Annotated in this window: 20 protein-coding genes; 12 read left to right on the forward strand and 8 right to left on the reverse strand. The window is 67.3% G+C overall.

Features of this window, described 5'->3' with window-relative positions:
- Positions 1 to 43 precede the first annotated feature (43 nt).
- Entirely contained in the window at positions 44 to 1027 is a 984-nt protein-coding gene (locus tag VFE83_RS01020) for an NAD(P)-dependent oxidoreductase (RefSeq protein WP_324903000.1), read from the forward strand.
- A gap of 128 nt (positions 1028 to 1155) precedes the next feature.
- Positions 1156 to 1347, forward strand: coding sequence for a hypothetical protein (locus VFE83_RS01025; protein ID WP_324903001.1), 192 nt, complete (start codon positions 1156 to 1158; stop codon positions 1345 to 1347).
- Positions 1348 to 1392: 45 nt separating this feature from the next.
- Here VFE83_RS01025 and VFE83_RS01030 read toward each other — a convergent pair whose 3' ends face one another.
- The 4 genes from VFE83_RS01030 to VFE83_RS01045 form a co-directional block, all read right to left on the reverse strand.
- Positions 1393 to 1980 carry a hypothetical protein gene (locus VFE83_RS01030; protein WP_324903002.1) on the reverse strand — a complete coding sequence of 196 codons (588 nt, stop codon included), beginning with the start codon at positions 1978 to 1980 and terminating at the stop codon, positions 1393 to 1395.
- Positions 1981 to 2095: 115 nt separating this feature from the next.
- Positions 2096 to 2272 (reverse strand): hypothetical protein, encoded by a 177-nt coding sequence (locus VFE83_RS01035; RefSeq protein ID WP_324903003.1) that lies wholly within the window; start codon positions 2270 to 2272, stop codon positions 2096 to 2098.
- 17 nt (positions 2273 to 2289) lie between these two features.
- Positions 2290 to 2496, reverse strand: coding sequence for a hypothetical protein (locus VFE83_RS01040; protein WP_324903004.1), 207 nt, complete (start codon positions 2494 to 2496; stop codon positions 2290 to 2292).
- Between the two features lie 157 nt (positions 2497 to 2653).
- Positions 2654 to 3001, reverse strand: a complete 348-nt coding sequence (locus tag VFE83_RS01045; RefSeq protein WP_324903005.1) for an RcnB family protein — start codon at positions 2999 to 3001, stop codon at positions 2654 to 2656.
- Between the two features lie 357 nt (positions 3002 to 3358).
- Between VFE83_RS01045 and VFE83_RS01050 the strand changes: the two genes are divergently transcribed.
- Entirely contained in the window at positions 3359 to 3748 is a 390-nt protein-coding gene (locus tag VFE83_RS01050) for a GFA family protein (protein ID WP_324903006.1), read from the forward strand.
- Positions 3749 to 4369: 621 nt separating this feature from the next.
- Here VFE83_RS01050 and VFE83_RS01055 read toward each other — a convergent pair.
- On the reverse strand, positions 4370 to 4744 hold the full coding sequence (locus tag VFE83_RS01055; RefSeq protein WP_324903007.1) for a YciI family protein: 375 nt from the start codon (positions 4742 to 4744) through the stop codon (positions 4370 to 4372).
- Positions 4745 to 4930: 186 nt separating this feature from the next.
- On the opposite strand from VFE83_RS01055, the gene VFE83_RS01060 reads away from it, so the two are divergent.
- From VFE83_RS01060 to VFE83_RS01075, 4 genes are all read left to right on the forward strand, one after another.
- Complete coding sequence (locus VFE83_RS01060; RefSeq protein WP_324903008.1) at positions 4931 to 5197, forward strand: DUF2798 domain-containing protein; 267 nt, start codon at positions 4931 to 4933, stop codon at positions 5195 to 5197.
- 94 nt (positions 5198 to 5291) lie between these two features.
- On the forward strand, positions 5292 to 6245 hold the full coding sequence (locus VFE83_RS01065) for an ABC transporter ATP-binding protein (protein ID WP_324903009.1): 954 nt from the start codon (positions 5292 to 5294) through the stop codon (positions 6243 to 6245).
- Entirely contained in the window at positions 6242 to 6715 is a 474-nt protein-coding gene (locus VFE83_RS01070) for a hypothetical protein (protein ID WP_324903010.1), read from the forward strand. Before VFE83_RS01065 ends, VFE83_RS01070 begins: the two co-directional genes overlap by 4 nt.
- The gene (locus VFE83_RS01075) at positions 6712 to 7473 is read left to right on the forward strand and encodes an ABC transporter permease (RefSeq protein ID WP_324903011.1); all 762 of its coding nucleotides are present in this window, start codon (positions 6712 to 6714) and stop codon (positions 7471 to 7473) included. Before VFE83_RS01070 ends, VFE83_RS01075 begins: the two co-directional genes overlap by 4 nt.
- Positions 7474 to 7483: 10 nt before the next feature.
- On the opposite strand, the gene VFE83_RS01080 is transcribed toward VFE83_RS01075, so the two are convergent.
- The 3 genes from VFE83_RS01080 to VFE83_RS01090 form a co-directional block, all read right to left on the reverse strand.
- Entirely contained in the window at positions 7484 to 8059 is a 576-nt protein-coding gene (locus VFE83_RS01080) for a DUF3016 domain-containing protein (protein ID WP_324903012.1), read from the reverse strand.
- A gap of 109 nt (positions 8060 to 8168) precedes the next feature.
- Positions 8169 to 8405, reverse strand: a complete 237-nt coding sequence (locus VFE83_RS01085) for a DUF3297 family protein (RefSeq protein ID WP_324903013.1) — start codon at positions 8403 to 8405, stop codon at positions 8169 to 8171.
- Positions 8406 to 8484: 79 nt separating this feature from the next.
- A complete protein-coding gene (locus tag VFE83_RS01090; protein WP_324903014.1) occupies positions 8485 to 8769 on the reverse strand; it encodes a DUF4031 domain-containing protein in 285 nt (94 codons plus the stop codon).
- Between the two features lie 316 nt (positions 8770 to 9085).
- Between VFE83_RS01090 and VFE83_RS01095 the strand changes: the two genes are divergently transcribed.
- The 5 genes from VFE83_RS01095 to VFE83_RS01115 all read left to right on the forward strand — a co-directional run bounded on the left by VFE83_RS01095 (position 9086) and on the right by VFE83_RS01115 (position 15677).
- A complete protein-coding gene (locus VFE83_RS01095; RefSeq protein ID WP_324903015.1) occupies positions 9086 to 10714 on the forward strand; it encodes a TldD/PmbA family protein in 1629 nt (542 codons plus the stop codon).
- A gap of 22 nt (positions 10715 to 10736) precedes the next feature.
- Positions 10737 to 12071: a TldD/PmbA family protein gene (locus tag VFE83_RS01100; protein WP_324903016.1), complete on the forward strand. Its 1335-nt coding sequence runs from the start codon at positions 10737 to 10739 to the stop codon at positions 12069 to 12071.
- A 126-nt stretch (positions 12072 to 12197) separates the two neighbouring features.
- The gene (locus VFE83_RS01105) at positions 12198 to 13823 is read left to right on the forward strand and encodes a TldD/PmbA family protein (protein ID WP_324903017.1); all 1626 of its coding nucleotides are present in this window, start codon (positions 12198 to 12200) and stop codon (positions 13821 to 13823) included.
- Entirely contained in the window at positions 13820 to 14521 is a 702-nt protein-coding gene (locus tag VFE83_RS01110; RefSeq protein WP_414674667.1) for a DUF4159 domain-containing protein, read from the forward strand. Before VFE83_RS01105 ends, VFE83_RS01110 begins: the two co-directional genes overlap by 4 nt.
- Before the next feature lie 160 nt (positions 14522 to 14681).
- Entirely contained in the window at positions 14682 to 15677 is a 996-nt protein-coding gene (locus tag VFE83_RS01115) for a MoxR family ATPase (RefSeq protein ID WP_324903018.1), read from the forward strand.
- The last annotated feature ends 2 nt before the right edge of the window (positions 15678 to 15679 follow it).

Here is a 15679-nt window from a genome sequence, read left to right on the forward strand (position 1 = left end):
CCGTGGACATAATGGGTTTCACTCCTCCCCCGGAACCTGCGCCATGACCATTCTCGTGACCGGCAGCGCCGGCCATCTGGGCGAAGCATTGATGCGGGAGCTGCGTGCAGCCGGCCGCGACGTGCGCGGCATCGACATCAAGCCGTCCGCCTTCACCGACCGCATCGGTTCCATCGTCGATCGCGGCTTCGTGCGCGACAGCATGCGCGGCGTGCATGCGGTGATCCATGCCGCCACGCTGCACAAGCCGCACGTGGCCACGCACGCGCACCAGGAGTTCGTCGACACCAACATCAGCGGCACGCTGGCGTTGCTGGAAGAATCGGTGGCGGCGGGCGTCGAGTCGTTCGTGTTCACCAGCACCACCAGCACGTTCGGCGCGGCACTCACGCCGGCGCCTGGCGAGCCGGCCGCGTGGATCACCGAGGACGTGACGCCCATCCCGAAGAACATCTACGGCGTGACCAAGCTCTCGGCCGAGCAGCTGTGCGAGCTGTTCTACCGCAAGCGCCGGTTGCCGGTGCTGGTACTGCGCACGTCGCGCTTTTTCCCCGAAGCCGACGACAGCATCGACGTGCGCAACGGATTTTCCACCGCCAACGCGCAGGCCAACGAGCTGCTCTATCGCCGCGTCGACATCGCCGATGCGGTGACTGCGCACCTGCTGGCGCTGGAGCGCGCACGGGCGGTGGGTTTCGGCCGCTTCATCATCTCCGCCACCACGCCGTTCAAGGCGGACGACCTGCCGGAACTGCGCCGCGACGCGCCGGCCGTCGTCGCGCGCCGCTTCCCCGAGTTCGCCGCGCTGTACGTGGCGCGCGGCTGGCGGATGTTTCCGCACATCGACCGCGTGTACGTGAATGCCCGCGCGCGCGAAGTGCTGGGCTGGCGGCCGCGCTACGACTTCGCCAGCGCGCTGCGCGCACTGCGCGAGGGCCTGGATTTCCGCAGCGAACTCGCCGACGCCGTGGGCAGCAAGGGCTATCACGACACGCAGTTCGCGGAAGGCCCGTACCCGGTGGCGTGACACCACGCCATCGGCTTCCACAAAGTCGCGCGAGCGCCGACGGACGCCTTGAGGCCGCTCAAGGCAGGTGCGGCATGCAACGCCCACGATGCATCCCCGCAGGCAATGGCCTGCGGGAGATGCGTGCGATGCAAAAGCCCACCGAGTCAGCGCAGTACTTCATCGACCGGCTCGCCGATCGCCTCTACACCGACGACGAACTGCTTCGCGACGACGGGGCACCGCTGCCGGCGATGGAACTGCCGCGCCCGCATGCGGCCACCGCCTGGGTGCACCATGCGCGGCACCCATCGACCGTTTCCGCGCAGACCCGGCCGTGAGTGCAGGCGCACGGTAGTTCTGGTGCGCCGCATGCGAACGAACCTTCAGCGTCCCTTCGGACGCACCTGCACGGCCGCGGCCTCGGTGAACGCGACGCGCAGCATGTCGCCTACCTTGAGCTGGCCCAGGCGCGCCTGGTGTTCGGGCCGCACCACGTCCAGCGTGACCACGTTGCCGCGCGGACCTTCCACCGTCACGGTGTTGTTGGCGGTGTCGATGGCACGGATCGGCGCCAGCACGGTGACCACTTCGCGGGTGCCCAGGCGCGGGCGCTCGCCGGTCTTGGCCACGTCCTGGTCCTGCTTGATGTACGCGCCGGGTTCGGCGCTGCCGGCGGGCTGGATGTCCACCGTGACCGCGCGGACGTAGTCCAGCGTCACCACGTCGCCCACCCGGATCTGCTCGAAGTTGCGCACCGTCTCGTCGGCGTGCACCTGGACTTCGTTGCCGGCGCTGTCGCGCAAGGTGATCAGACGCGACGGCGAATCCAGCGCGATCACCTGGCCCTCGGCGGTGACCTGCACGGCGGCGGTTTCGCTGGGACCTTCGTCGACGGGCGTGGACGCGCAGCCGGCGGCGAAGGCGAAACAGAGCGCAAGCGGAAGCAGGCGAACCGAGCGGGATGTCTTCACGGCATTCCTCCATGAGCAGTGGGACTGCGGATGCGAAACCGGCGCGGCCGCCCCCAGGCAGCCGCGTTCAGTGTGCTCATGCCGAAGTGAAGGACCGGTGTGGCCGCCTCGCGCCTCAGTGCAGGGTCGGGCCCTTCTGGTCGCGCCGGCGAGTCAGGGCGTCGCCGCCTGGCTTCTCTTCGTGCCCCCGCTTGGAGGCCGCTTTCGGCTGGCGGCGATTTTCCACGTCCTTCTGCTCGCGCTTGCCGCCTTCCTTCTGCTGGGCCTGGAGCTTCTGCTTGTCGGATCGCATGGATCGTTCTCCCGTGTTCAGTGGCGCTTGTCGCTGCCGGTGCGGTGGTCGTCGCGCCCCTCGTCGCGCGTGGAGGGTTCGCGGTGTACGGCGGACTTGCGCTGCGTGGGCCCGTCCTTGCCCGCGCGCATGGCGTGGTCGCGGTCGGTGTTGCGGTTGCCACCGGAAGGCGGCGTGCTGTGGCCGCTCTTCACCCGTTCCTGTGCGTGCTTGTTGCTGCCCATGGCGAGGTTCCGTCTGGAGGAACGGCCACGTTAGGCCCGCCGGTGTTAGATGCCGCGTACCTGCGCGTGATCGCGACGTTACTCCGTGCAGTTGTTCACGTCCCGCAAAAACAAAGGCCCGCACGGGCGGGCCTTCGTTGCGACACGGATCGCGCGCTCAGTGGTGCAGCAGCACGTCGGCGATGATGCCGGTGGCCACCGCGATCAGCACGTAGCGGCCGTCGTCGCTGCGCACCCAGCGGTGCCCGCGCGGCGGCGCATGCAGGTGGTAGCGGTCGTAGTCGTCCACGTACACCCGGCGTTCCACGTACATCACGCCACGGCGATAGTCGTGCTTGTAGTGACCGTTCTTGCGGCCGCGGTCGTGGCCGTGGTGATGGTCGTCGTCATGATCGTGGTGGTCATGCCGGTCGCGGTCATGGTCGTGGTGCTTGCCCTTGGCCGAGGCGGCCACCGGCGAGAGCAGCAGGACGCCGATCGCGAGGGCAGACAGAAGGTGCTTCATGGAACTCCCCTGGTTGATGTGCAGATGAATGCGACTGCGTGCCGATCCTGACGCGGCCGCGGGCATGGGCAAGTGGGAGCGTTGCCGAAACATGACGGGCGTCGCCCTTTGCCGGGGGACGGCTTCACGCGGCCTTTAGGTAAGCGCTTCCAGCGCCTCTGGACGGACGCCATCGCGGCCCGGAAACCGTGAGCGGCGCGCGGGGCCCAGTCCGCGCGCCGCTCCGGTGGTCTCCCTGACGAGGAGGCGACCAGTGTCCGCACCATCCGTCGCACCGGCCGAGACGCACCACCCGGTCGACCCGGCCGGTGCTAACGTCGCCTGCCCGTGGGGACCCTGGGATCGAGGAGTGGGCGGATGTTCACCGGTCGATGCTTGTGCGGCGCGGCGCGTTACCACTCGACCGGGCCGGCGATGTTCTCCGTCGTCTGCCACTGCCGCGACTGCCAGCGCGCTTCGGGCAGCGGCGGCGTCCCCGTGCTGGGCGTGCCGAAGGCCTCCTTCACCTCGTCAGGACCCATCCGGCAGGCGCGCACCACCGGCGGCAGCGGGCAGCCGGCGGTCCGCAACTTCTGCGTCGAATGCGGCAGCCTGCTGTTCGGCACCCCCGAGTCGGCGCCCGACCTGGTGACGATCTACGCGGGCAGCCTGGAGGACTGCAGGGACTTTCAGCCTACGGAGGCCCTGTTCGTCGGGCAGCGCCCGCCCTGGGCGAGGCTGGCGGCGGCGCTGGTGGAGCATCCGTAGGACAGGCCACGCGGCGGGCGGCCGTGGCGCCCACGTCCGCATGGATTCGCGAGGGCACTTGGATGGGTTCGAGCGGGCATCTGGCTGGGTTCGCGAGGGCGCCTGGAGGGGTTCGAGCGGGCATCTCGCTGGGTGCGCGAGGGCATCCCGGTGGGTTCGAGCGGGCACCCGGGTGGGTGCGCGAGGGCGCCCAGGTGGGATCGTGAGGCACCCGGATGGGGTTGAGCGGGCACCCGGGTGGGGTCGCGAGGGCACCCAGGTGGGTTCACGAGGGCACCCAAATGGGTTCGTGAGGGCACTCAGGTGGGATCGTGAGGGCACCCTGATGGGGTCGAGCGGGCGCCCGGATGGGTTCGCGAGGGCACCCGGATGGGGTCGACCGGACACCCGGGTGGGGTCGCGAGGGCACCCAGGTGGGTTCGCGAGGGCGCCTCTGCGCGTTCGGGCAGGCACTCCGATGGGTGCGAGAGGGCACACGACCGGGTTCGCGAAGGCCAGCGGGTGCTCGTCAAACAGCGATGCGAGTGGTCAGCAGGGCGCGTGCGTGCAACCCCGCTCCCGGCGCTGCGCGCCACCCTCTCCGACAACGGGAAAGGGCCATCACCCGACCCTTGCCCGGGCCTATGCGCCCACGCGCTCGCGCACCAGCTCCATGTCGCGCACCGGGCGTACCTCGATCGAACCGAAGCGCGACCACGGGAACTGGTGGGCCACTTCCACCGCTTCCTCGATGCTGGCCGCTTCGATCAGGTTGAAGCCGGCGAAGACTTCCTTGGCCTCGGCGAACGGGCCGTCGAGCACGTGCGTGTTGCCGTTGCGCGTGCGCACCGAGCGCGCGGTGACGGGCTCTTCCAGTTGCTGCGCGTCGAGCAGGATGCCCGCGGCGCGCAATTCGTCGGCCTTGTGCAGGCAGCCCTTCATCAGGCGGTCGAACTCGCCGGCCGGCAGTTCGGCCATCAGGGCGGGGTCGGTGTAGACCATCAGCATGAACTTCATGGCGCTCCCGGAGGCGTGATCGCGAAGGCGGCATTGTGACCCAGGGCGATGGCGTTTCCGTGTACCGGAAGGCACCTCATGCGCATTCGCCCGCTGACGGGATGATTCTTCCCCCATCCATGGGCTTATCGCGCGATGCGCATGTTCCTAATCTTTCGCCTCCCCCGCATCGCACGGAACGCCGCCATGCTTTCGCCCAGACAGGCCCAGTTCGCATTCGTACCTCTGGTGGTCACGCTGATGTCAGGCGTGATGAGCTTCGCCATGACCGCGCTGCATAGCGGCTTCGGTCCCGGCCTCATGCACGAGTGGCTGCGCGGCTGGCCGGTGGCATTCGCGGTGGCGCTGCCCGCGGCATGGGTGATCCTGCCGGGCGTGCGCACGCTGCTGGCACGCGCCACGCGCGCCTGCACGGAAAGTGCGCCCTCGCGCAGCGCGGGCCGGCTGGGCTGAACACGGCACGAAGGAGCGCGGCATGGAACGACACGGCAGCGAACAGGCACTCCGGTACGATGCCGCGGGTCCATCCTCCAGCAGGGAACCCGGAATGCCGTCAGCCGCCGATACGCCGATCATCGATGTCCGCGGGCTGACCAAGACGTACGCGTCGGGCTTCCAGGCGCTCAAGGGCATCGACCTGCAGATCCGGCGCGGCGAGATCTTCGCGCTGCTGGGCCCCAACGGAGCCGGCAAGACCACGCTGATCAGCATCATCTGCGGCATCGTCAACGCCAGCGCGGGCAGCGTGCAGGCCGACGGCCACGACATCGTGCACGAGTACCGCGCCGCGCGGAGCAAGATCGGGCTGGTGCCGCAGGAGTTGTCCACCGACGCGTTCGAAAGCGTGTGGGCGACGGTGCGCTTCTCGCGCGGACTGTTCGGCAAGGCGCGCGACGACGCCTACCTGGAGAAGGTGCTGCGCGAACTGTCGCTGTGGGACAAGAAGGACAGCAAGATCATGGCGCTGTCCGGCGGCATGAAGCGCCGCGTGCTGATCGCCAAGGCGCTCGCGCACGAACCGCAGATCCTGTTCCTCGACGAACCCACGGCCGGCGTCGACGTCGAACTGCGCCACGACATGTGGGAAATGGTGCGACGCCTGCGCGAGAACGGCACCACCATCATCCTGACCACGCACTACATCGAGGAGGCCGAGGACATGGCCGACCGCATCGGCGTGATCAACAAGGGCGAGCTGGTGCTGGTGGAGGACAAGGCCACGCTGATGCGCAAGCTGGGCAAGAAGCAGCTGACGCTGACGCTGCAGTCGCCGCTGGAACGCGTACCCGAGGATCTGTCGGCGTATCCGCTGGAACTGACCGAGGACGGCCATTCGCTGGTCTACACCTTCGACGTGCAGGCGCAGGAGACGGGTATCGCCGCGCTGCTGCGCCGCCTGCACGACCACGGCATCGACTTCAAGGACCTGCACTCCAGCGAGAGTTCGCTGGAGGAGATCTTCGTCAGCCTGGTGCGGCAGGGACGGGAGGTGAAAGCATGAAGCTCAATCTCCCCCGACCCCTCTTTTCCAAAGAGGGGAGAAGAGCGAAAGGCATGAAGCCCAATCTCCCCCAGCCCTTCTTTTTCAAAGAGGGGAGAAGAGCGGAAGGCATGAAGCTCAATCTCCCCCGGCCCCTCTTTTCCAAAGAGGGGAGAAGAGCGAAAGGCGTGAAGCTCAATCTCCCCCAGCCCTTCTTTTTCAAAGAGGGGAGAAGAGCGGAAGGCATGAAGCTCAATCTCCCCCGACCCCTCTTTTCCAAAGAGGGGAGGGGAGCGGAAGGCATGAAGCTCAATTTCCCCCAGCCCCTCTTTTCCAAAGAGGGGAGAAGAGCAAGCGGCGAGGAGTTGATGATCGCGCCGGCGAATGGCCAAGTTGCATCCAGGCCTTCCTTCTCGCGTGACGCTCACCGGAGTTCCCCCTTTGAAAAAGGGGGATACAGGGGGATTCGCTTCTCGGAGATGCGCGCATGAACGTCTACGCCATCCGCGCCATCTACCGCTTCGAAATGGCGCGTACCTTCCGCACGCTGATGGAGAGCATCGTCTCGCCGGTGCTGTCCACGTCGCTGTACTTCGTCGTGTTCGGCGCGGCCATCGGCGGGCGCATGGGCGAAGTCGACGGCGTGAGCTACGGCGCCTTCATCATCCCCGGGCTGATCATGCTGTCGCTGCTCAGCGAGAGCATCTCCAACGCATCCTTCGGCATCTACATGCCCAAGTGGGCCGGCACGATCTACGAACTGCTCTCCGCACCGGTATCGGCGATGGAGATCGTGATCGGCTACGTCGGTGCGGCGGCGACCAAATCGCTGATCCTGGGCACGCTGATCCTGGTCACCGCGCGCTTCTTCGTGCCGTACGAGATCCAGCATCCGTTCTGGATGCTGTGCTTCCTGGTGCTGACCGCGCTGACCTTCAGCCTGTTCGGTTTCATCATCGGCCTGTGGGCCGACAGCTTCCAGCGACTGCAGGTGGTGCCGCTGATGATCGTCACGCCGCTGACGTTCCTGGGCGGCGCGTTCTATTCCATCAGCATGCTGCCGCCGGTGTGGCAGAAGATCGCGCTGTTCAATCCAGTCGTGTACCTGATCAGCGGTTTCCGCTGGAGCTTCTACGGCGTGGCCGACGTCAACGTCGGCATCAGTGCCGCGGCGATCGTGGGCTTCCTGCTGCTGTGCCTGTTCGTGGTGTGGTGGATCTTCCGCACCGGCTGGAAGCTCAAGGCCTGACGGGCGCGGATCACGCGCCCGGCGTCGACCTCGAAGTCACGCGGCCCGGCGAGGTGATCTCGCGCACCCAGCGGTCGATCATGCGTTTCTCGTAGCGCAGCGGATCGGTGTCCATCGGCGAATCGCCCATCAGGAACCCCGAGTCGCGCAGCTTGCGCTCGCCCTGCGCCAGCACGCGGCCGTCGGCGTCGGTGTGGCGGAAGTTGAGCGTCATGCTGGGCGGATAGAAGTCGCGGATGATCCGCACGTCGTCGAGGTCAGGTCCGCGCCAGGGTTCGTACATGCCGGCGCGGCGGATGTCGAGGATGTCCACGTCCAGGCGCTGGCCCGGTGCGAGCCGCGTCTGCGCCTCGTCGCGCAGGTGTTGCGCGAGTTCCTGCACCCAGTTGCCGCGCGCCGCCTCGTAGCGGTTGCCGCTGTAGCGCAGGTCGCTGAAGCCGGAGGGGTCTTGCCAGCGCACCGTCACCGGGCCTTGTTCGGGCAGGCTGCGTGGTGCGTCGGGGTCGGTCACCGTGCGCACGCCGGTGGTGCTGCAGGCGGTGGCCAGTGCGATGGCGAGGCCAAGAAGGAGAGGCCGCAGGGTCATGGCACGCTCCGATGGAGTACCCGGTTGGTACGTCCCGATTGTCCGCCGCGGCCGGGTGTGGCGCCACGGTCGCGGCGGCCGTCGTACAGCCGCGGTTTCGCGGGGTGCGTCAGGTCAGGAACCAGGCTTCGACCGTACCCTTGACCTTCATCGTCATCGGATTGCCGCGACGGTCCAGGGCCTTGCCCACCGGCAGGCGCACCCAGCCTTCGCTGATGCAGTACTCCTCGACGTTGTGGCGTTCCTGCCCGTTGAAGCGGACGCCGATGCCGCGCTCCAGCAGCGCCTCGTCGTAGAACGGGCTGCGCGGATCGTTGGAGAGGCGGTCGGGCGGGGTGTCGGTCATCGGTTCGGTTCCAGTGCAGCGGCGGCGGTCCGGCCGCGGGCGCATAAGGATACGGGCGGCGCCGCCGTTTTGGGCGCGCCTAAGGATGCTCGCCGCGGCCCTGCAGCTTGGCCACGCGGATCACCGCGCGCACCTGCTCGCGGTCGCGATGGCGCGAGATCGCCACCGCACCCAGCGCGATGGCGCGCTCGCGCAGTTCGGCCGGCACGTCGTAGTGCGCGCCGGAGGTCTTGTTCTGGAAGGCGCGCCGCGGGATGTCGAGCCGCGCCGCCATCGCGTGCAGCTCGTCCAGCGTATCCGCCATGAGGTGCGCCCAGCGCCGTTCGCGCCACAGGTGCACCGCATCGTCGACGTAGACGGCCATGGGAGTGGGGTTGTTCGCGCGCTGACAGGTTCTCTGAACAGGCGATGCTACCGGCGGCGACGTGATCCGGCGATGCGCATGCGACCAAAGCATGGCAGCGACGATCTTGCCGAGTGTGGCCGTGCGTCGCGTCGGCTTTCCGCCATCGCGGACGCAGTCCACAGTTTTGGGCGCCGTGGCCGCGCGCGGGTCGCCCATATAGTCCGAACGTCACTTGACGGGGTGCGACGCCCCTGCCCACAGTCCGGACGCTTCGCCTTGTTCCTGCCCGACGCGTCACGTGCGCGGCCTGGGCCTTTCCGGGGGTATTACAACTGTGGATAGACGTTCATTCCTGACGATGTCCGGCATCGGCGTGGCCGGGCTCATGCTGCCCTTCGGCCGCGCCATCGCCGCCGAAGAGCTGGTCAGCACCATCGACGTGGCCAAAAAGAAGGCCCTGGCCGACGCCGCGCTCACCGCCGCCACCGGCGCCGGTGCCAGCTATTGCGACGTGCGCATCGGCCGTTACCTGCGCCAGTTCGTGATCACCCGCGAGGACAAGGTCCAGAACGTGGTGAACACCGAATCCACCGGCGTGGGCGTGCGCGTGCTGGTCAACGGCGCCTGGGGGTTCGCGGCCACCAACAACCTGAGCAACGAAGGCGTAGCCAAGGCCGCGCAGCAGGCCGCGGCGATCGCGCGGGCCAACGCGAAGGTCCAGACCACGCCGGTGCAGCTGGCCAAGGCCCCGGGCGTGGGCGAGGTGAGCTGGAAGACGCCGATCCGCAAGAACTCGATGGAAGTGCCGCTGAAGGACAAGGCCGACCTGCTGCTGGGCGTGAACGCCGCGGCGATCAAGGCCGGCGCGGACTTCGTCAACTCGATGCTGTTCCTGGTCAACGAGCAGAAGTACTTCGCGTCCACCGACGGCAGCTACATCGACCAGGACGTGCACCGCATCTGGGCGCCGATGACGGTCACCGCCATCGACAAGGCCAGCGGCAAGTTCCGCACCCGCGAAGGACTGTCCGCGCCGATGGGCATGGGCTTCGAATACCTCGACGGTGCGCAGTCGGGCAAGGTGGTCTCGCCCAATGGCGTGATCAACTACGGCCTGTCGTACGACATGATGGAAGACGCGGTGGCCGCGGCGAAGCAGGCGCGCGCCAAGCTCACCGCGCCGTCGGTGAAGCCGGGCAAGTACGACCTGGTGCTCGACCCGTCGCACACCTGGCTGACCATCCACGAATCCATCGGCCATCCGCTGGAGCTGGACCGCGTGCTCGGCTATGAGGCCAACTACGCCGGCACCAGCTTCGCCACGCTGGACAAGCAGAAGGAGCGCTTCCAGTACGGCAGCGCCAACGTCAACGTCTTCGCCGACAAGGTCCAGCCGGGCAGCCTCGGCGCGGTCGGCTACGACGACGAGGGCGTGAAGACCAAGAAGTGGGACCTGATCAAGGACGGCAAGCTGGTGGACTACCAGACCATCCGCGACCAGGCGCATATCCTCGGCAAGACCGAGTCCGACGGCTGCTGCTACGCCGATTCGTGGTCGAGCGTGCAGTTCCAGCGCATGGCCAACGTGTCGCTGGCCCCGGGCAAGAGCAAGCTGTCCGTGGCCGACATGATCAAGGACGTCGAGAACGGCATCTACATCATCGGCGACGGCTCGTTCTCGATCGACCAGCAGCGCTACAACGCGCAGTTCGGCGGCCAGCTGTTCTACGAGATCAAGAACGGCCAGATCACGAAGCAGATCGAGGACGTGGCCTACCAGATCCGCACGCCGGAATTCTGGAACGCCTGCGTGGCGGTCTGCGACGAAAGCGACTATCGCCTCGGCGGTTCGTTCTTCGACGGCAAGGGCCAGCCGGGCCAGGTGTCCGCGGTCTCGCACGGTTCGAGCACGGCGCGCTTCAACGGCATCAACGTCATCAACACCGCCCGCAGCCTCGGCTGATCGCGCGCTGGAGAACTAACGCATGAGCATCTTCACCGAAGAACAGTCCAAGGCCATCCTGGACAAGGTCATCAAGCTGTCCAAGGCCGACCAGTGCACCGCGCAGCTGTCGGGCTCCATCGACGGCAACATCCGGTTCGCGCTGAACAACATCTCCACCAGCGGCATCGTCGACAACACCGAACTGGCGGTGGAAGTGGCGTTCGGCAAGCGCGTGGGCACGGCGACCATCAACGAGTTCGACGACGCCTCGCTTGAACGCGTGGTGCGCCGCGCCGAGGACCTGGCCCGCCTGGCGCCTGAAAACCCGGAGTTCGTGCCGGCGATTCCGAAGCAGACCTACAAGCCCAGCCCCACCTTCAGCGAATCCACCGCGGCCATCACGCCGGAATACCGCGCCAAGGTGGCCGCGGATTCCATCGCGCCGGCCAAGGCCGACAAGCTGATCGCGGCGGGCTTCCTGGAAGACGGCCAGAGCTTCACGGCCATCGCCAACAGCAACGGCAACTTCGCCTACCAGCGCGGCACGCGCTTCGACTACACCTGCACGGTGCGCACCGAGGACGGTCGCGGTTCGGGCTGGGTCGGCCGCAACCTCAAGGACGCATCCGACTTCAAGGCCGACGCCGACATCCGCACCGCGATGCGCAAGGCCAGCGAATCGGTCGAGGCCAAGGCGCTGGAGCCGGGCAAGTACACGGTGATCCTGGAACCGGCCGCGGCCGCGGGCCTGATCTCGTTCATGATGAATTTCTTCGACGCACGCCAGGCCGACGAAGGCCGCAGCTTCCTGTCGAAGAAGGGCGGCGGCAACAAGCTCGGCGAGCAGGTCTACGACCCGCGCGTGAACATCACCGCCGATCCGTGGGACGAGCGTGCGCCGGTGCTGCCGTGGGACCAGGACGGCCTGCCGCGCGAGAAGATGGCCATCGTCGAGAACGGCAAGGTCGTCGCGCTGAACTACTCGCGCTACTGGGCGCAGAAGCAGGGCAAGCGCGCGGTCGGCGAGCCGGGCAACCTGCTGATGTCCGGCGGCGACAAGTCGACCGCGCAGCTGGTGGCGGGCACGCAGAAGGGCATCCTGGTCACGCGCACCTGGTACATCCGCATGGTCGATCCGCAGACCGTGCTGCTGACGGGCCTGACCCGCGACGGCACGTTCTACATCGAGAACGGCCAGATCAAGCATCCGGTGAAGAATTTCCGCTTCAACGAATCGCCGGTGATCATGCTCAACAACATCGAGGAGCTGGGCCGTCCGGTGCGCGTGGCCGGCGACGAGTCCTCGTTCGTGATGATGATCCCGCCGATGAAGCTGCGCGACTTCACGTTCACCTCGCTGTCGGATGCGGTTTGACGGTCCGCGAACTCCAAAGACTCTCGCCATTCCCGCGAACGCGGGAATCCATGGACGTCAATCCGTGAATGCGACGTCCATGGATCCCCGCCTCCGCGGGGATGACGATCAACAGCGGTACCGCAAATGCAACGCCGAGATTTCCTGAGTTTCACCGGTTTGTCGCTCGCCGGCGTGCTGCTGCCTCATGGCCGCAGCATCGCCGCCGAAGCCCTGCTGGAACCCGTTGACCACGCGCGGCGCCGCAGTCTTGCGGACGCCGCGCTCAGCACCGCACGCGGCGGCGGCGCGCAGTACTGCGACGTGCGCGTCGGCCGTTACCTGCGCCAGTCGGTGATCACCCGCGAGGCGCGTGTCGAGAATGTCGTCAACGCCGAATCCTCCGGCGTCGGCGTGCGCGTGCTGGCCGACGGTGCCTGGGGTTTCGCGGCCACGCACGTGCAGACGCCCGAGGCCGTGGCGCAGGCCACGCGTACGGCGCTGGCCATTGCCAAGGCCAACGCGAAGAACCAGACGCGCAAGGTCGAGCTGGCGCCCACGCCGGGCGTGGGCGAGGTGCGGTGGGCCACTCCGATCCGCAAGAACGGCATGGCCGTGCCCATCAAGGACAAAGTCGACCTGCTGCTGGGCGTCAATGCCGCGGCGATGAAGGCCGGTGCGGACTTCTTCAACTCCACGCTGTTCCTGGTCAACGAGCAGAAGTACTTCGCGTCCACCGATGGCAGCTACATCGACCAGGACGTGCACCGCATCTGGCTGCCGATCACCGCCACCGCGGTGGACAAGGCCAGCGGCAAGTTCCGCACGCGCAACGGGTTGTCCGCGCCGATGGGCCTGGGCTACGAGTTCCTCGACGCCGATCCGTCGGGCCGTTACGAACTGCCCGGCGGCGTGGTCGGCTACGGCCACAGCTACGACGTGATGGCCGATGCCGTGGCCGCCGCGCGCGATGCGCGGGCCAAGCTCAAGGCGCCGTCGGTCAAGCCGGGCAAGTACGACCTGGTGGCCGATCCGTCCAACCTGTTCCTGACCATCCACGAGAACGTCGGCCATCCGCTCGAGCTCGACCGCGTGCTCGGCTACGAAGCCAACTACGCCGGCACCAGCTTCGCCACGCTGGACAAGCGCGACGAGGGGTATCGCTGGGGTAGCGACATCGTCAACTTCGTCGCCGACAAGACGCGTGCCGGCAGCCTCGGCGCGGTCGGCTACGACGACGAAGGCGTGAAGACCAAGCAGTGGGACCTGGTGCGCGACGGCATCCTCGTCGACTACCAGGCCACGCGCGACGAAGCGCATATCCTGGGCCACACCGAATCGCACGGCTGCAGCTACGCCGACTCGTGGTCGAGCGTGCAGTTCCAGCGCATGGCCAACGTCTCGCTCAAGCCGGGCAAGGCGCCGCTGACGGTGGCGCAGATGGTCAAGGACGTGGAGCGTGGCCTGTACGTGCACGGTCGCGGTTCGTACTCCATCGACCAGCAGCGCTACAACGCACAGTTCGGCGGCCAGCTGTTCTACGAGATCCGCAACGGCGAGATCGCGGGCCTGGTCGAGGATGCGGCGTACCAGATCCGCACGCCGGAGTTCTGGAACGCCTGCGCGGCCATCTGCGACGAGCGCGACTTCCGCCTCGGCGGTTCGTTCTTCGACGGCAAGGGGCAACCCAGCCAGGTGTCGGCGGTGTCGCACGGTTCGGCCACCACGCGCTTCAACGGCGTCAACATCATCAACACCGCGCGGTCGATATGAACCGCGCGCAGTTCCTCCGCCTGATGTTCATGGGCGCGGCGGGGGCGCTGCTGTCGCCAATGGCGCGAGCGGCCGCGGTCGATTACGACTTCTGGCTGACGCGACTAAAATACGACTCGGGCGACTGGGACGTCGACCAGCGCATGCCGGCCAACCTGATCACGTCGCTGATCGACTACACCAACCTGCGCGTGGACCCCAAGGAACACGTGCTGGCGCTAGCCGATCCGAAGATGCTGACGGCGCCGTTCTGTTACCTGGCCGGGCACAAGCTGGTGGAGTTCAACCCGGCCGAGCGGCGCAACTTCGAGCGGTACGTGCGCAACGGCGGCTTCGTGTTCGTGGACGACTGCAACCACGACATCGACGGCCTGTTCGCCAAGTCGTTCGAGGCGCAGATGGCATCGATCTTCGGACCGAAGGCCATGAAGAAGCTGCCCAACAGCCACGCGCTGTACCGCAGCTTCTTCGAGTTCAAGGAAGGCCCGCCTGCGACCGGCTTCGAACTCAACGGCTGGGGCGACGACCTGGTGCACGACTATTTGCAGGGCATCGAGATCGACGGCCGGCTGGGCGTGCTGTACAGCAACAAGGACTACGGCTGCGAGTGGGACTACGACTGGCGCAACAAGCGTTTCCTCGCCGAGGACAACACGAAGTTCGCGGTCAACATCGTGATGTATGCGTTGAACGGCTGATGCTTTTGCGCGCCGCCCAACCTCCATGCGTCATCCCCGCGAAGGCGGGGATCCATGGACGTTGCCTTTCGGGCGACACAATCCGCGGGTCACGAGCGAAACGTCCATGGATTCCCGCCTTCGCGGGAATGACAGGCAAGAGCGAAAACGGAATCCACATATGAACGACACCCCCACCGAAGCCGACATCCAGACGCAGCTCGCCAGGCTCGGCACCCTGCGCAACGCCATCGCCCAGGCCATCGTCGGCCAGGAGGCCGTGGTGGAGCAGTTGCTCATCGGGCTGCTCGCCGGCGGGCACTGCCTGCTCGAGGGCGTGCCCGGCCTGGGCAAGACGCTGCTGGTGCGATCGCTCGGCCAGGCGCTGGAACTGCAGTTCCGCCGCGTGCAGTTCACGCCGGACCTGATGCCCAGCGACATCCTCGGCACCGAGCTGCTGGAAGAGGACCACGGCACCGGCCATCGCCATTTCCGCTTCCAGCCCGGTCCAATCTTCACCAACCTGCTGCTGGCCGACGAGCTCAACCGCACGCCGCCCAAGACGCAGGCCGCGCTGCTGGAGGCCATGCAGGAACGCACGGTCAGCTACGCCGGCGTGACGCATTCGCTGCCGGCGCCGTTCTTCGTGCTGGCGACACAGAATCCGCTGGAGCAGGCCGGCACCTATCCGCTGCCGGAAGCGCAGCTGGATCGCTTCCTGCTGCACATCCGTGTCGATTACCCGAGCGAGCGCGAAGAGCACGACATCCTGGCACAGACCACCGGCACCCATTCGGCGCAGGTGCCCAGCGTGATGCACGGCGATGAGGTCCTCGCGCTGCAGGCGCGCGTGCGCGAGGTGCACTTCGGCGAGGACCTGCTGGCGTGGGTGACGCGCCTGGTGCGCGCCAGCCGCCCGGGCGAGAACGCGCCCGCGGAAGTGCGGCAATGGGTGAAGTGGGGCGCCGGTCCGCGCGCGGGCCAGTCGCTGGTGCTGGCCGCCAAGGCGCGCGCGCTGCTGCACGGCCGCCTGGCCGCCACGCGCGAGGACATCGCGGCACTCGCCGCGCCGGTCATGCGCCATCGCCTGCTGCTGTCGTTCGCGGCAGAGGCGGAGCAGAAGAGCGCTGACGACGTGATCGCCGCGCTGCTGCGCAGCGTGCCGTTCCCGGCCTGATC

Source organism: Lysobacter sp., assembly GCF_035655815.1.
Classification (GTDB): domain Bacteria; phylum Pseudomonadota; class Gammaproteobacteria; order Xanthomonadales; family Xanthomonadaceae; genus Lysobacter_J.

What these genes read in the sequence shown, in the direction of transcription:
- VFE83_RS01020 (WP_324903000.1), top strand. Translation starts at nt 44, where the DNA reads ATGACCATTCTCGTGACCGGCAGCGCCGGCCATCTGGGCGAAGCATTG.
- VFE83_RS01025 (WP_324903001.1), top strand. Translation starts at nt 1,156, where the DNA reads ATGCAAAAGCCCACCGAGTCAGCGCAGTACTTCATCGACCGGCTCGCC.
- VFE83_RS01035 (WP_324903003.1), bottom strand. Translation starts at nt 2,272, where the DNA reads ATGCGATCCGACAAGCAGAAGCTCCAGGCCCAGCAGAAGGAAGGCGGC.
- VFE83_RS01040 (WP_324903004.1), bottom strand. Translation starts at nt 2,496, where the DNA reads ATGGGCAGCAACAAGCACGCACAGGAACGGGTGAAGAGCGGCCACAGC.
- VFE83_RS01045 (WP_324903005.1), bottom strand. Translation starts at nt 3,001, where the DNA reads ATGAAGCACCTTCTGTCTGCCCTCGCGATCGGCGTCCTGCTGCTCTCG.
- VFE83_RS01050 (WP_324903006.1), top strand. Translation starts at nt 3,359, where the DNA reads ATGTTCACCGGTCGATGCTTGTGCGGCGCGGCGCGTTACCACTCGACC.
- VFE83_RS01055 (WP_324903007.1), bottom strand. Translation starts at nt 4,744, where the DNA reads ATGAAGTTCATGCTGATGGTCTACACCGACCCCGCCCTGATGGCCGAA.
- VFE83_RS01060 (WP_324903008.1), top strand. Translation starts at nt 4,931, where the DNA reads ATGCTTTCGCCCAGACAGGCCCAGTTCGCATTCGTACCTCTGGTGGTC.
- VFE83_RS01065 (WP_324903009.1), top strand. Translation starts at nt 5,292, where the DNA reads ATGCCGTCAGCCGCCGATACGCCGATCATCGATGTCCGCGGGCTGACC.
- VFE83_RS01070 (WP_324903010.1), top strand. Translation starts at nt 6,242, where the DNA reads ATGAAGCTCAATCTCCCCCGACCCCTCTTTTCCAAAGAGGGGAGAAGA.
- VFE83_RS01075 (WP_324903011.1), top strand. Translation starts at nt 6,712, where the DNA reads ATGAACGTCTACGCCATCCGCGCCATCTACCGCTTCGAAATGGCGCGT.
- VFE83_RS01080 (WP_324903012.1), bottom strand. Translation starts at nt 8,059, where the DNA reads ATGACCCTGCGGCCTCTCCTTCTTGGCCTCGCCATCGCACTGGCCACC.
- VFE83_RS01085 (WP_324903013.1), bottom strand. Translation starts at nt 8,405, where the DNA reads ATGACCGACACCCCGCCCGACCGCCTCTCCAACGATCCGCGCAGCCCG.
- VFE83_RS01090 (WP_324903014.1), bottom strand. Translation starts at nt 8,769, where the DNA reads ATGGCCGTCTACGTCGACGATGCGGTGCACCTGTGGCGCGAACGGCGC.
- VFE83_RS01100 (WP_324903016.1), top strand. Translation starts at nt 10,737, where the DNA reads ATGAGCATCTTCACCGAAGAACAGTCCAAGGCCATCCTGGACAAGGTC.
- VFE83_RS01105 (WP_324903017.1), top strand. Translation starts at nt 12,198, where the DNA reads ATGCAACGCCGAGATTTCCTGAGTTTCACCGGTTTGTCGCTCGCCGGC.
- VFE83_RS01110 (WP_414674667.1), top strand. Translation starts at nt 13,820, where the DNA reads ATGAACCGCGCGCAGTTCCTCCGCCTGATGTTCATGGGCGCGGCGGGG.
- VFE83_RS01115 (WP_324903018.1), top strand. Translation starts at nt 14,682, where the DNA reads ATGAACGACACCCCCACCGAAGCCGACATCCAGACGCAGCTCGCCAGG.